Origin of the sequence: Chryseobacterium foetidum (assembly GCF_025457425.1) — a bacterium.
In the GTDB taxonomy this organism is placed as follows: Bacteria; Bacteroidota; Bacteroidia; order Flavobacteriales; family Weeksellaceae; genus Chryseobacterium; species Chryseobacterium foetidum.
In genome coordinates this window covers 2,163,391-2,177,346 of the sequence record NZ_JAMXIA010000001.1, presented here as the reverse complement: position 1 = coordinate 2,177,346, position 13,956 = coordinate 2,163,391, and the positions used below count along the sequence as shown (strand labels likewise).

General features: G+C 35.3%; 16 protein-coding genes. 6 read left to right on the top strand and 10 right to left on the bottom strand.

Translation table 11 applies throughout. The features are described 5' to 3' along the window. Position 1: 1 nt before the first annotated feature. On the top strand, positions 2-1,159 hold the full coding sequence (locus NG809_RS10290) for a pyridoxal phosphate-dependent aminotransferase (RefSeq protein WP_262150368.1): 1,158 nt from the start codon (positions 2-4) through the stop codon (positions 1,157-1,159). A 38-nt stretch (positions 1,160-1,197) separates the two neighbouring features. Here NG809_RS10290 and NG809_RS10285 read toward each other — a convergent pair whose 3' ends face one another. Genes NG809_RS10285 through NG809_RS10265 form a run of 5 tightly spaced genes read right to left on the bottom strand, consistent with a single transcriptional unit; the run spans position 1,198 to position 2,920 of the window. Next, entirely contained in the window at positions 1,198-1,350 is a 153-nt protein-coding gene (locus NG809_RS10285; RefSeq protein WP_262150366.1) for a hypothetical protein, read from the bottom strand. A gap of 31 nt (positions 1,351-1,381) precedes the next feature. Continuing rightward, on the bottom strand, positions 1,382-1,813 hold the full coding sequence (locus NG809_RS10280) for a hypothetical protein (RefSeq protein ID WP_262150364.1): 432 nt from the start codon (positions 1,811-1,813) through the stop codon (positions 1,382-1,384). A 2-nt stretch (positions 1,814-1,815) separates the two neighbouring features. Further along, positions 1,816-2,517, bottom strand: a complete 702-nt coding sequence (locus NG809_RS10275) for a hypothetical protein (RefSeq protein ID WP_262150362.1) — start codon at positions 2,515-2,517, stop codon at positions 1,816-1,818. After that, positions 2,517-2,741 carry a hypothetical protein gene (locus NG809_RS10270; protein ID WP_262150360.1) on the bottom strand — a complete coding sequence of 75 codons (225 nt, stop codon included), beginning with the start codon at positions 2,739-2,741 and terminating at the stop codon, positions 2,517-2,519. The genes NG809_RS10275 and NG809_RS10270 overlap by 1 nt, the downstream gene beginning before the upstream one ends. After that, the gene (locus NG809_RS10265; RefSeq protein ID WP_262150358.1) at positions 2,738-2,920 is read right to left on the bottom strand and encodes a hypothetical protein; all 183 of its coding nucleotides are present in this window, start codon (positions 2,918-2,920) and stop codon (positions 2,738-2,740) included. Before NG809_RS10265 ends, NG809_RS10270 begins: the two co-directional genes overlap by 4 nt. Before the next feature lie 497 nt (positions 2,921-3,417). Here NG809_RS10265 and NG809_RS10260 point away from each other — a divergent pair, with 497 nt between their 5' ends. Then, positions 3,418-5,109 carry a helix-turn-helix transcriptional regulator gene (locus NG809_RS10260; RefSeq protein ID WP_262150356.1) on the top strand — a complete coding sequence of 564 codons (1,692 nt, stop codon included), beginning with the start codon at positions 3,418-3,420 and terminating at the stop codon, positions 5,107-5,109. A gap of 94 nt (positions 5,110-5,203) precedes the next feature. On the opposite strand, the gene NG809_RS10255 is transcribed toward NG809_RS10260, so the two are convergent. Then, positions 5,204-5,704 carry a DUF6646 family protein gene (locus tag NG809_RS10255; RefSeq protein ID WP_262150354.1) on the bottom strand — a complete coding sequence of 167 codons (501 nt, stop codon included), beginning with the start codon at positions 5,702-5,704 and terminating at the stop codon, positions 5,204-5,206. A gap of 80 nt (positions 5,705-5,784) precedes the next feature. After that, positions 5,785-6,984, bottom strand: coding sequence for a PQQ-dependent sugar dehydrogenase (locus NG809_RS10250; protein WP_262150353.1), 1,200 nt, complete (start codon positions 6,982-6,984; stop codon positions 5,785-5,787). Positions 6,985-7,093: 109 nt separating this feature from the next. Between NG809_RS10250 and NG809_RS10245 the strand changes: the two genes are divergently transcribed. The 4 genes from NG809_RS10245 to uvrB all read left to right on the top strand — a co-directional run bounded on the left by NG809_RS10245 (position 7,094) and on the right by uvrB (position 11,860). Continuing rightward, positions 7,094-7,465, top strand: a complete 372-nt coding sequence (locus NG809_RS10245) for a BlaI/MecI/CopY family transcriptional regulator (RefSeq protein ID WP_262150352.1) — start codon at positions 7,094-7,096, stop codon at positions 7,463-7,465. A gap of 2 nt (positions 7,466-7,467) precedes the next feature. Beyond that, complete coding sequence (locus NG809_RS10240) at positions 7,468-9,312, top strand: M56 family metallopeptidase (RefSeq protein ID WP_262150350.1); 1,845 nt, start codon at positions 7,468-7,470, stop codon at positions 9,310-9,312. A gap of 7 nt (positions 9,313-9,319) precedes the next feature. Continuing rightward, positions 9,320-9,745 carry a hypothetical protein gene (locus tag NG809_RS10235; RefSeq protein WP_262150349.1) on the top strand — a complete coding sequence of 142 codons (426 nt, stop codon included), beginning with the start codon at positions 9,320-9,322 and terminating at the stop codon, positions 9,743-9,745. Between the two features lie 123 nt (positions 9,746-9,868). Further along, the gene (uvrB, locus tag NG809_RS10230; protein ID WP_262150346.1) at positions 9,869-11,860 is read left to right on the top strand and encodes an excinuclease ABC subunit UvrB; all 1,992 of its coding nucleotides are present in this window, start codon (positions 9,869-9,871) and stop codon (positions 11,858-11,860) included. Here uvrB and NG809_RS10225 read toward each other — a convergent pair. Genes NG809_RS10225 through NG809_RS10215 form a run of 3 tightly spaced genes read right to left on the bottom strand, consistent with a single transcriptional unit; the run spans position 11,857 to position 13,953 of the window. Further along, positions 11,857-12,621 carry a lipopolysaccharide kinase InaA family protein gene (locus tag NG809_RS10225; RefSeq protein WP_262150344.1) on the bottom strand — a complete coding sequence of 255 codons (765 nt, stop codon included), beginning with the start codon at positions 12,619-12,621 and terminating at the stop codon, positions 11,857-11,859. The genes uvrB and NG809_RS10225 overlap by 4 nt on opposite strands. 22 nt (positions 12,622-12,643) lie before the next feature. Next, entirely contained in the window at positions 12,644-13,681 is a 1,038-nt protein-coding gene (locus NG809_RS10220) for a glycosyltransferase family 9 protein (RefSeq protein ID WP_262150342.1), read from the bottom strand. A gap of 53 nt (positions 13,682-13,734) precedes the next feature. Further along, entirely contained in the window at positions 13,735-13,953 is a 219-nt protein-coding gene (locus tag NG809_RS10215) for a DUF3820 family protein (RefSeq protein WP_191737120.1), read from the bottom strand. Between the last annotated feature and the right edge of the window lie 3 nt (positions 13,954-13,956).

Sequence of the window (13,956 nt, the reverse complement as noted above, 5' to 3'; positions counted from 1 at the left end):
AATGTTTACAAACAAGGATATCAACTTCGAAGCTCTGAAACGGAAGGCCTACAACGGCAGATGGGCAACTCTGGAAGACGGAATTATCCCTTTAACGGCAGCTGATCCGGACTTCAGAATGTCGCCTGTGATCGAGCAGGGAATTATTGAATACATTAAAGACGGTTACCTCAGCTACGGTCCGTTTTCCGGCTTGCCAGAGTTTAAAAAAAGTGTTGCAGAACATTTTAACAGTGGTAAAAACGGAAATTTCACTCCTGAAAATGTTTTGGCAGTCAACAGTGCTGCAATGGGAATGTACATGGTTGCCAACTATGTTTTGAATCCTGGTGATGAAGCCATTATTTTTGATCCGGTAGATTTTTTATTCAAGAAAACCGTTGATGCTGTTGGTGGAAATATAAAACTCTGTGCGGTAGATTCTAAGACCGGCGACATTGATTTGGAAATGTTGGTATCTTTGATTGGTCCGAAAACGAAATTGATCAGCATTTGCAACCCTCACAATCCTGTAGGAAGAGTTTATTCTAAAGAAATTTTAATTAAAATATCTGAAATCGCTGAAGCTCATAATCTTTGGGTAATGAGCGACGAGATCTGGAGCGATATTGTTTACGACAAAAAAGAATTCAACACCTATTCTTCTGTTTCTGAAGCAGCAAAGAAGAAAAGTTTCACCGTTTTCGGTTTCTCAAAATCTTTTGGAATTGCCGGTTTAAGAATTGGCGCTGTTTTGTGCAACGACCAGGATCTCTTGGATGATTTTACCGAAAAATCTCAGTTTAATTCAACGATTGAAGGGGTTTCTACATTATCTCAGATTGCCGCAAGTGTTGCGATTGATAAAGCTAAATCGTGGTTTAATGATTTCCTTGCTCATCTTCAAAGCAACAGAGATTTCGCTTACAACAAGCTGAAAAATTCAGGAATTTTAAACCCAAATTTACCTGAAGCTACGTTCGTTATTTTCCCAAAAATAGAAAACGGAATGTCGAGTGATGAATTTGCCCAACATGTTTTAAAACAAGGCAAAGTAGCGATTGTTCCAGGCTCCGAGCGTTGGTTTGGAAAAGGAGCGGAAGGGCATGTGAGAATTTGTTTTTCAACTTCGCAGGAGATTTTGGAAGAGGGATTGGAGCGGATTATTAGAAGTTTTTAGAATACAGAACAGGGACGAAAATTTTGTCCCTGTTTTTTTTATTTTCTAATGAAGTTTACAATTAAATATCCCGCAGAAATAATGAGCGTTCCAAAACTCAGGATTGACGGAATGTCCCAGATTTCGTGATAGTAATTTGTAAAAGTCGCAACAGATGCCTGAGCTGCGCATAGAATGGCGATTGGTTTCATGGTAAAATATTTTATTTAAATCTTTTATTAATTAAAAGCTAAATCTGTAAAACAAATTCATTGCGGTAACTGTTTTGGCTTTATTGAAGTTGTTGGAAATCTTCAAACCCACAAGAGACTGCTTTTCTATTCTATAACCCATGTTAAGCCCGAGCTGGTAGTTAAAATGACTTTTGTCCTGCAAAAACGCTGCTCCAAAACCCGTGAATCCTGATAAAACAATTTTTCTCTCTGAAGCAGATTCTATCCCAAAAACAACATTTGCCAGGTTCAAATTTTTAGAATGAATGTAGTTTGCTTCCAGAACATAATTTTTTTTGAACTGGTAACCTACGGCAACATCAAAGTCGAAAGCGCTTGTTTTTTTGTGTGCTAAAACTCCGGCGCCGGCTGATACATAAGTGCTGTTTTGCGCAAAAACGAAAGACGACAGCATCAAAAATGGTAATAGTGTTTTTTTCATAATTATTTATTTTTATCTAATTCTGCGAAAATCCCTTTAATATGACCTTCTCCATAAATCAAAGCGATTTTTGTGTGACTTTCATTCAAAACACCTGATGCAATAATTTTATTCCTAAAAGTTAAGATTACATCATCTCTATGTTTTTTCTTTAAAATTTTCCCCTTACAATTATCTTTTGCTGTAATCGGAGTTTCCATTTCGCATTTGTTGAGTCTAATTTCTCCGTATGTTCTTTCATAATAATCGACCAGGTTCAATCCAGTAACATCTAAATTTTCACTATTTGATTCATCCAAACCAAAATCACTGTATGAGGGTTGATCAAATAATTCTTCTCTCATGAAAATTCCATAATCTCTCAAAAGCTGCACATAGCCTTTTTCTACAGAAATTGGGATATTCCCTGTGATTTTTTTTAATTTCCTACGCATATTTTCATCATTCGCATCTACTTTTACTTTTTCGTAAAGGAAATATAACCCCTCCTTTTTTAGAGAATCTATTTTACTTTTGACATTATTGTAAAATTCTCTAATTCCTGCATGTTTCATTGGAAAAAATACTAATGTTTTACCGTCAGTCTTTTTCTCGATCGTGCTTATTTCTGAATTATAAAGACCTGCTTGTTCCAATTTATCCTGTGCTTTTGTAACAACAATTCCGTTAGTTGCGAGTGTAACAATAAGTATGTATTTTTTCATTAGTTTTTTTTTATTAATTGATTAAAATATTTTATAAAAATTACGATCAGTGCTCCAAAGCAAATTCCCCAGCTGAAGGATTTCTTTACAAATTCCTTGATCTCGTTATTTCCGTCAGAAATCATCGTGTCGAAAACTGAAGAGTTGGAAAATCTGTAGATGATAAATGCAATTATGATTAGAGGAATTACGTTTAGAAGTTTGTTTTTAGTTTCAGGATTCATTGATATTTTTTTTTACGGTTATATAAGGCAAAAACTAAAGAAAACACAAACCCGATCAGGAGACCCTGAATGATAATTTTAATTCCCTGAAATTCTTCATCCTTTAAAAGATAATTGCTTGTAATAAAAAGAAGTGTAAGAAGCATTACTGCGATGGCGAGAAATCTAACTGTTTTCATAATTTATTTTTTAAATTTTTTATAATAATTTCTAATAACTTTAATGACGCTTATTGTCGCACCAAGATTCAGAAGCAACAAGACAATATTAATCTTCAGATCAAATGGTTCCCGAAAAAAATCTGTCATTGCTGCAACCATAATGGTCACGCTGAATTAAATAGACTGTCAGACTTATAATCAATTGTGTTTTGGTTGGATTTTCGATCCAATTGCTTTTTTGATTCATGATTGTTTTATTTTTTAAATTTTGAATTCCTTGTCCTTTCTGAGGCAAATATATTGTGGTAAAAATCTACTTTCCAAATTCTGAAAATTAAGCAGCTGAGTAAAAAGAAAATTTCTATTAGAACCAAGGAAAGGAATCTTTTCTAAAAGGAAAACAGTCTTTCTAAAAAGAAAAATGGCGAAAATTTGCTGTTGATTTTCAACGCATTAAATGATAATTGGATTTAAACTAAATATTTCCGTTATTTTGCAGATAATTCCCTTTCACAATGACCAGAAATTGTCGGTTTTTACTTCTCATTTTAAGTCTTATTTTCTTTTCGGATCTTATTAGAGGACAAAACCAAACAAATATTAACGAAGCTTCCCATTTTGAAAAGATTCATCAAGAAATCATAATTGCTAAAAACAGAGACCAAGCTTTAGCGTTGTGCAAAAAATATATTGATTTAGCTAAAAAAGAAAACAACCCTCAGGAATTACTTAATGGTTATGAAAGTGCATCAGGTATGGCTAATGACAGCATTGGCCTAAAGTATGGAGACAGCATCTTGAATTTAGCAATAAAATTGAAGGATCAGGTTGCTATTGGAAATTCCTATTACGCAATAGCCACAAGAAGTTTAATGCTATCAGATTATAAAAAAGCTTCAGAATTTTCGGTCATTGCTTACGATTATTATTTAACTCAAAAGCCAGAGGAAGTAGTAAAATCTATATTTACGATAGCAAAACTGAAATCTTTAATTAATGAGGATGAAGCTGCTCAAAAACTGTTAAACGAACAGTATCAAAATCTCAAGAAAAATCTTACGCCACCTAATAATAAATTATGGTATAGGTTTTATTTGACTTCATTGATAATGACAAATGCAAAACTTCAAAAACACAAAGAAAATGAACTTCTTATCAAAGAGTCTTACAATTTTGACAAGACTAACAGAGAAATTAGTTTAAGTAGTTATCAGGTAATTTTTGCAGATGCTTACAATGATTTTTACATGAAAAATTATACGTCTGCAATACAAAAAATAAATCTCGCGACAGATATGATGGGTAAAACAAATATTGAAGTATCTGAAAACATAACTTTTCTTTTAGCCCAATGCTACTGGAAAACCGGCAAGATAGATAAAGCTTTTCCAATATTTGAAAAAATAAAAAACAATTTTCTTAAAAGCAGGAAAACATCTATAGCCTTCCGTCCGGCATTCGACTTCTTTACAGAGTATTATAAGAAGCACGGAACTACAGAACAACAATTGGCTTCATTAAATGATCTGCTTGAGTTTGACAAGTTTGAAAAAGATGTTAAAAACTACGTTCAATTAAAGCTGAAAGACTTTGACGAAAAGCATAAAACAGAAGAACAGGCTCTTGCTGAAGATGAGCAAAAGTTTAGTGATTGGCTTAGTATCGCCATTATTTCTTTAAGTTCGATTGGCGTCGCTTATTTTGTGTATCGAAAAATTAAACCCAACAAAAAGAAAGACGTTCTAAAGATTGTAGAAATACTGAAAACTCCCACTGAGATTCCGCAACCAAAGAATAACAAGGTAGAGATACAGGCAACTTCCGATGGTACAGAAATCGATTATAGTTTGTACCGACCGATTAACAAACTTACGGTCGATCAGATTCTCGCTTCTATGAAAAATTTCGAATCTTCTTTTGGATTTTTAGAACAGGATTTAAAACTCACCACTTTAGCGCAAAAAATGAATACTAACGAAAAGTATTTGAGTAAAGTCATTAAAATTTATAAAGGAAAAACATTCAATTCCTATCTAACGGACTTACGATTTGAATATCTTGACGAGAAACTTAAAGCAGATTCACAATTCAGCAGCCAAAAAATAAAGGACATTTCATCAAAATTGGGTTTCGGCAGTCCGGAATTTTTTGCGACTGCTTTTAAAGAGAAGTATGGAAAATCTCCAAAAGAATACTTTGAAAATTAAGATTTATGTATTTAAAAGGATTTTATACAAAACACTTTAATCCAAAAAAAAGCGATTTCATCACTGAAATCGCTTTTCTATTAACTTTAATCAATTACAGATTAAAAGAAACTCCAGCCATAAAAGCAAACTGGTTGTTTAAAAGTCTGTAATTATCAGAATCTGTGTTGTATTTTGCAATCGGTAACTGAATCTCTGTGAAAACGCCAAATCCTTTCTTGAAGAAGTACCTTGCGCCTGCGTGGGCTCCAAAGTTTTTCAAACCTAAATTAAGACCTGGATAGACATCGAAATTGGCAGGCAAACCGATAACGTCTCCTAAATGTGCGCTGGCTCTGGCTTTTACATCAAAACGGTGTTCAACTCTTGATTTGTCACCATAGATTTCGTCGATTCCCAAAAGGTAACCGGCCTGTGCCCCGATGGAGAAACTTTCTCCCAAACCGTAGTCTAAGGAAGTCATAATTCCTGCTCCATGATTTTGGATGTTGGCTCCGATGTTTAGTTTCAAATCACCTTTTCCGGAAAAAGCGTCGTTTTGAGCATTGGCAACACCAAAAACAGCAATCATTGCTGCTAAAAATAATTTTTTCATTTGTTGATTTTTTACGACAGCAAAGATATAAAAAATTAATTTTAGCGAAACTTAAACTACAAAAACACAGTTTTAAAGAATTACTTCTTAGAAACTTTATACAGCTTTCCACTATCCGTCACCCCATAAAGATTTCCATCCATTCCATTCAAAACATCCCTGAATCTTTCTTTCTGGTCTAAAAGCAGACGTTCTTCACCTACTACTTTATTATCTTTCAAAACAATTCTGTTGATGTGTTGTCCACTTAAACAAGCGATGAAAAGGTTGTTTTTCCATTCTGCAATATTTCCTGTGTAGAAAGTGACTCCGCTTGGTGAAACTACAGGATCCCAATAATAAATTGGTTGTTCTGTTCCTGCTTTTTGGGTGGTTCCGTTGTTGATTTTGTCGCCGTTGTATTCAATTCCATACGTTACATCGCCCCAACCGTAATTTTTTCCGGGCTGGATGAGATTGATTTCGTCGCCGCCTCTCGGTCCCATTTCAATATCCCAAAGCTGTCCTTTTTCATCTAAAGCCAAACCTTGAGGACTTCTGATTCCGAAAGCATAGATTTCAGGTTTGTAACCGGCTTTTCCAATAAATGGATTTCCTTCGGCAGGTTTTCCGTCTTTGGTAATTTTTAAAATTTTACCTAAATAATTATCCGTTTTCTGAGCATAAACTCTCGTTTCCTTATCTGACCTTTCACCGGTGCTCACAAATAAATTTCCGTCTTTATCAAATTGAAGACGGCTTCCGTAATGTTTATCGCCATCATAAGTTGGTGTTGCCCTGAAAATGACTTTAACCTCTGAAATATTTTTCAGGTCGGCAGATAATTTTCCTTTGGCAACCGCTGTGTGATTTCCCTCTCCATAAGGTTCAGAATAACAGAAATAAATCATTTGATTTGTTTTGAAATCCGGATCTAATGCTACATCGAGCATTCCACCCTGACCTTTGTCATCCACTTTCGGGAAACCTTCGATTTTTGAAACCGTTTTTCCGTCGGTAGAAACAACATTAATAAAACCTGATTTTTCGGTAATTAAAAACCGTCCGTCAGGAAGATTGATGATTCCCCAGGGTTTTCCGAGTGAGGTGTTGATGATTTCTACGTTGTAGGGTGTAGTAGTTTTTACGGGAGCGATTCGCGTTTGCCCTTCAAATGCAGGTTTGTAGTTGGTATTGGGCTTTTCTTCCTTAGCCGACGGTTCGCTGGGTTTGCCTTTGCCCTGACACGAAACGATGGTGGTGGCAGAAGCTAACAAAATGGGTAATAGAATCTTATTCATAATTAATTTTTAAAGTGTAGTCTGTTAAAGACGAAAAATAATGCCATAAAAATTTGTTCAATTAAAATTTTACTCTACATTTGTAGAATAGAATATAAACTTGTAGAATATGAATGAGATAAAACTGACCGATTCTGAGAAAACTTTGATGGAAATTCTCTGGGAAAAAGAGAAAGCTTTTATGAAAGAAATTCTTGAAGCTTATGACGCTCCGAAACCTGCGACAACAACTGTAGCAACACTTCTGAAAAGAATGCAGAACAAAGATCTGGTGGGCTTTACGCTCTACGGAAATTCAAGAGAATATTTTCCGAAAGTGGCAAAAAGCGATTACTTTAAGGATGAAATGACAACGATGATTGACCGCTTTTTCAATTCTTCGGTTACACAGTTTGCATCTTTCTTTACGTCAAATTCCAAACTGACGCAGAAAGATTTGAAAGAACTTCGGGACATCATTGATCAACAGATAAAAAAATAATTATGGAAACTTTAGTTTTAAAAATCGTAATCTGCTCAGGGATTCTGCTCGGATTGTACCATTTGCTTTTGTCGAAAGAAAAGACGTTTGTTTTCAACCGTTTTTATCTGATTTTTTCGGTTATTTTTTCACTTACCATTCCATTTTTGACCATTGAACTGCCGGAATTAAATGAAGACAAACCAACCTTACTGATCGAACAGGAAATATCTCAACCAATTTTAACAGGACAGATTGTTGAAGAAAAAAGCTTTGATTTAAATCAGATTCTTCTGACAACTTATTGTTTAATCGCTGTCTTTTTTCTGGCAAAATTCATTTTTTCAGTTTTAAAAATTAAAAATTTAAAGGGTAGAAAAATAATTTATAAAAGCAAAAAGATTGTTTTACTAAAGAGGGATTTGGCACCATTCAGTTTTTGGAATACGATTTACATCTCAGAAAAGTCTTTTACTGATTCCGGAATTGACGAACGTGTTTTCATGCACGAGGAAATTCATATTCAACAGAAACATTCGCTAGATTTGGTTTTTATCGAACTGACAAAAGCCGTTTTGTGGATCAATCCTTTCTTTTATTTCTATAAAAATGCAATGATCAACAACCACGAATTTCTCGCTGACGAAGAGGTTATCAATAAAAAAAATGACATTAAAAACTATCAGGAACTGATTTTACAGGAAGTTTTAAAACAACAAAACTTATCTCTTACTCATCAGTTTAATTTTAACAACACTAAAAAACGATTTATTATGATGACAAAACAAAATTCAAAATTTGCCAAGGTAAAAAAGTTTTTGGCAGTACCCGTATTTGCAATTGCTGCGTTTGTATTTGCTGAGAAGGTGTATGGGAATAATGTTGGTGATCTGAAAAATGATTACGGAATCAAAAGTAATGCAACAAAACTATCACTAAACCATTCGGAGGCTTACAAAGAATTCATTAAAATAATCGAAAGATATGAACCTATAATAAAAAATCGGGATCATAAAAAATTCACCACAGAAGTCCCTCGGGAAGTGCAGGTGAAGTTGGCTGACCTATTTGATAATTTCAATTCTACAGATTTAATTGAAGCGCCAATATGGGTAAAATATACAGAAATAAGCAGAGAAATACCTACCATAAATCAAATGAATAAATTTCTGATTTCCAGTTATAAAATAGAAATTGATGGAAAATTGGTTGATAATAAAGTTCTGAAAAATTATAAAAACACAGATTTTTATAATGTATATATTTTAAAGGTTATTCCCACAAATCCAGATTATGGAAAATATGATTATGGAGTAGTTTTATACACAAAAGCATTTGCAAAAAAATATAACGCTGCAAAAAAAATTACTGTATCATTCAAAGTTGATATGGCAGAATATAAACAATGGGTGAAGAACGACACCATTTCGCCTAAAAAAAATAAAGATGCAAAAGTTTCTCAACCAAAAAAAGAGAAAATAACAAAGACAATTTTTGAAGATTTTTCGGAGACCAAAACTATCCCACCACCTCCACCGCCTTCGGCAAATTTTGTGCAGGCAGATTTTCCAGGAGGAATTCATGATTTAAGAGTAAAGATTGCAGAAAACTTTGATTCGTCACTTTTCGATAAAAAGACAGGAATTATTTCAACATCAATATTTATTTCAGTTGACGAGAATGGTAAGACCACAGATGTAATAGCAGATGGCGAAGATATAGCATTCAATACTGAAGCTGTGCGGACTGTAAAATTGGCAACAAACAATAAACCTTGGAAACCAGCCAAAGATAATGGCAAAAATGTAAAAACTGTTTTTAAACTACCTTTGAAAATGCAGTTCGCCACAAACTCTCCTGCTAAATAACATCTGTATGAAATCGTACGCCTTTCTTATAATTCTAAGTTTTATGTTCTACAGCTGCTCCGGAAATCACTTCAGCAGATATGCGCAATATAACACAAAAGCCTACTGCTACGAAGACCAACAGTATCTTTGCATAAGTAATGACAGTTTGAAATTGAAGTACGTGAGTTTTGGCGGATTTAAATTTGCCTCAAGTGAAGAAGAATTTAAAAAATTAAATAAGAAAAGACCAAAATTTAAAAATATTCTTCTCTACGGCGACGACAGATACATTAATACAGAATATTACGTTTTGATTGATAATAAAAAAAGAAAGAAAGGCTTTGTTTACAGCGACAGCATCATTGGAAAAAATCATCTTACTATCGCTGTCAGTGATTCCTGCCATGAATCAAATAAAAAATTCCTTCTAAAAGGTTTGAGAAATTTATGATTTTTAAAAGCGTTCTGATTTTTTTCGGGACGCTTTTTTTATTCACGGCGCATGATGAAAGCAAATTGTAAATTATGACCTCCACCCTATTCTCTTCAAACATTTATTTCCTAAATTTGTTCAATGCAATTCAAACTTCAATCAGAATACAAACCTACAGGAGATCAGCCTACAGCAATTGAAAAACTGACGGGTGGCGTTGAAATCGGTGAAAAATATCAGACGCTTTTGGGAGTTACCGGCTCGGGTAAAACATTTACCGTTGCCAATGTTGTGAATAATGTTCAGCGACCGACCCTTGTTTTGGCACACAACAAAACTCTGGCAGCACAGCTTTTCATGGAGTTTAAAGAATTCTTTCCTGAAAATGCCGTTGAATATTTTGTGAGTTACTACGATTATTATCAGCCTGAAGCTTACATTGCCAGTTCCGGAACGTACATTGAGAAAGATTTGAGCATCAACGAAGAAGTGGAAAAGCTGCGACTTTCGGCGATTGCAAGTTTGCTTTCCGGAAGAAGAGATATTTTGATTGTTGCCTCAGTATCATGCATTTATGGCGTTGGAAATCCGGCAGAATTTCATAAGTCTTTAATTTCATTGGAAATTGGTGAGAAAACTACAAGGACCGCACTGCTTCATTCTTTAGTTAACGCATTGTATTCCAGAACACTCAGCGAGTTTCAAAGAGGTACGTTTCGGGTAAAAGGTGATGTAATTGATATATTTCCAGCTTATGCTGATAACGGAATCAGAGTACAGTTTTTTGGTGACGAAATAGAAAAAATTCAAAGTTTTGATCCGGTTTCGGGCAATGTAACTTCCAATTTTGAATCTATTCAGATTTATCCTGCCAATCTTTTCGTGACTTCAAAAGAAACTTTGAACGGAGCCATCAGAAATATTCAGGATGACATGGTGAAGCAGGTCGATTTTTTTGGTTCCATTGAAAAACCTCTGGAAGCTAAAAGACTTCAGGAAAGAACAGAACTCGATCTTGAAATGATTAAAGAATTGGGTTATTGCTCAGGAATTGAAAATTATTCCCGTTATCTTGACGGAAGACTTCCCGGCTCTCGACCGTTTTGCCTTTTAGATTATTTCCCGAAAGATTATCTGATGGTGATTGACGAAAGCCACGTTACCGTTCCGCAGGTTCATGCCATGTACGGTGGCGACAGAAGCCGTAAAGAAGCTCTAGTGGACTATGGTTTCCGTCTTCCTGCTGCGATGGATAACCGACCTTTGAAATTTGAGGAGTTTGAAGCAATTCAGAATCAAGTCATTTATGTTTCAGCAACTCCGGCGGATTATGAACTGGAGAAAACCGGTGGTGAATATATTGAACAAATCATCCGTCCGACAGGGCTTTTGGATCCGATTATTGAAATCAGACCTTCTTTAAATCAGATCGATGATTTAATGGAAGAAATCAACAAAAGAGCTGAATTGGATGAGAGGGTTTTGGTGACGACTTTAACCAAAAAAATGGCTGAAGAGCTGACCAAATATTTCACAAAATTCGGCATCAGAACGAGATACATTCACTCTGATGTGGAGACCTTGGAGCGTATTCAGATCATGCACGATCTGCGTGTGGGCCTTTTTGATGTACTGATTGGTGTCAATTTATTAAGGGAAGGTTTGGATTTACCCGAAGTGTCTCTGGTTGCGATTTTGGATGCCGATAAAGAAGGAATGCTGAGAAGCCGAAGATCGATGATACAAACCGTGGGTCGTGCTGCGAGAAACATTAACGGAAGAGCCATCATGTATGCTGATAAGATTACAAAATCGATGCAGGCAACTTTGGATGAAACGGAATACCGCCGCGCAAAGCAGATCAGTTACAATCAGGAGCACGGAAAAGTTCCGACAGCCTTAAATAAGAAGATTTCTGAAAATCTTGTGGGAAGAAGCAAAGATTTCCCGGACGAAAAATATACGCAGAAAGAAATCACTCAAAAAGTTGCTGAAACAAAAGCGAACTATTCTACTGAGGATGTGGCAAAAATTGTTTTACAGAAACAGAAAGAAATGGAAGCTGCTGCGAAGAATTTAGATTTTATAAAAGCAGCAAAACTGCGTGACGAGATTGAAGCCTTGAAAAACTAACGTTTTGGAAGTAAAAATTTGTAAAACTTAAGAATTTTTTTCATTTTTCTTTTGCGAACCATTCCGTTGATGGCCTGGGTAATTTTATTAAAACAGTAATCTCCGGATGAGCCAACAAGTTTTGCGTATTCATCGCTGATCATTCTAATTACTTCAGGATCAGAAGTCAGGCGTGCAAAATTATTTAATCTTTTATCCAAATCCATCTTCTCGTGAAAGCTCATTCGGTTGAGATCTACCATGTAAAAACGGTGCTTCCCATTTTCATTTTTGATGATGAAATTTCCCGGAGCATTGTCTAAAAACTCAAATCCCTGCTCATGCAAACGAAACATCAACTGAGCATATTCACGAATAATTTGCTCTCTATCAGGAAACGTAAGATGGACAATAACTTCCATCAAAGTCGGAGAATCTTCAAGTTGTCGGCTGATATAATAGCTTGACGTTACACCCCAAAAATCAAAGTTTTCAATATAGGCGACTGGTTCCGGAGTTTGGAAACCTTTGCTTAGAAGAAGCTGTGCATACTCAAAAGAACGTTTTGCCTTGGATTTTCGGTAATATTTGTAAACGTGCCGGTTGATGACATTGTGCTGTTTAAAAGATTTGAAATTGAATCTTTCGCCTTCAATATCAAAGATTTTTACCACGTTCCTGCTTCCGGGGCCGATCAGAATTCCACCAGTCTTAAAATTATTTAATACATCTAAAATTTTAGCCTCTAAACGTTTGAAGCCTTCTGCGTAAAAACTTTTCATATTGACAGATTACTGTTCGTTTTTAGAGGATATTTTTTAATAAAGTGAAAATTTCATCCGCAGAATGCTCATTGGTATTCACAGAAAAACTTCCCTCGTTGTATGGCTTGTAAACTTCCTCTTCCGTAACCATAAAAAAGCCCACGGTTGGAGTGTTCACAGCACTTGCCAAATGCATGACGCCATTATCTGCTGCAATGAAAACTTTACAGTTGGCAATGAACCCTCCCATTTCGCGGATGTCTTTGCTGTAAAAAGCCGGTGCGCGGAAATTGATTTTCGAGATGTTTTCTACCGGTAAAAGCTCTACAATATTATAGTCGGGAAAGGCAGTTTCTAATTTTTCATAAAAAGCATTCCACCATTCTTCGGAGTAACATTTTGCTCCTGTGGCATTAGTAAAAAGACAGATCGATTTCCTGTCATTTTTCACAAGATTATGTAGCTTTTTTTCACCTTCTTGTTTTTCCTCAGCACTTAATTTTATATCTAAAACAGGTATTTTAGCATTGCTCCTGTCTATGTCCAGATGCTTCAGAAAATCTCTTAAAGTGTAGATTGAATTTTTTGCAGCGTGCCGGTAGTCTTGAAATTCTGATCCAAGTTTTTCATCAGTATCTCCAAAAATTTTGTATTCCGCCCTCGCCATTGAAGTTGACAATTTCCCTGACGAAGAACCATGACTCGCATTGATGACGAGATCATACTTTCTGCTTTTCAGTTTTGCCCAACCTTTGATGTACTGAAACATATTACTGAACGGCTTTTTTGGCAACTGGATAATCCGGTCAATATTTTTATAATTTTTGTAAATGATAGGAGTTATTCCACCTTTTACAAATAAATCGATCTGGGCATCGGGAAAAGTTTCTGTAACTTCCTGTACTAAAGGAGACATTAAAAGCAGATTCCCCAGCCTGTGATTGGGCCTCGAAATCAAAATCTTCTTTAGAGGAATATTTTTCTTTACAATTGTATTAGAATGAGACTTTCCAACATTTTTAGTAAGTCCCCGCATCAGTGACCTTCTGGCCGTATTTATTTTTTTTGGTACTTTCATTTAGAAAATAAAAACATCCTGTAAAGGTCGTAAATAATTTTGAATGAATCTAATTAATTCCTCAATGGCCTGAGCAAATCTGTCAGACCATTAATTTTAATTTCGTAAACCGTTGAAAGCTGCATCCCCAATTTCCCCGCAGGCATCCCTTTTTTATGCATCCATTCGAGATAATTAACCGGAATGTCGGCGAGTATTGTTCCTTTGTACTTCCCGAACGGCATTTTCACCACACATATTTCCTGAAGAATTTCAGGTCTTAATCCTTCCATGTA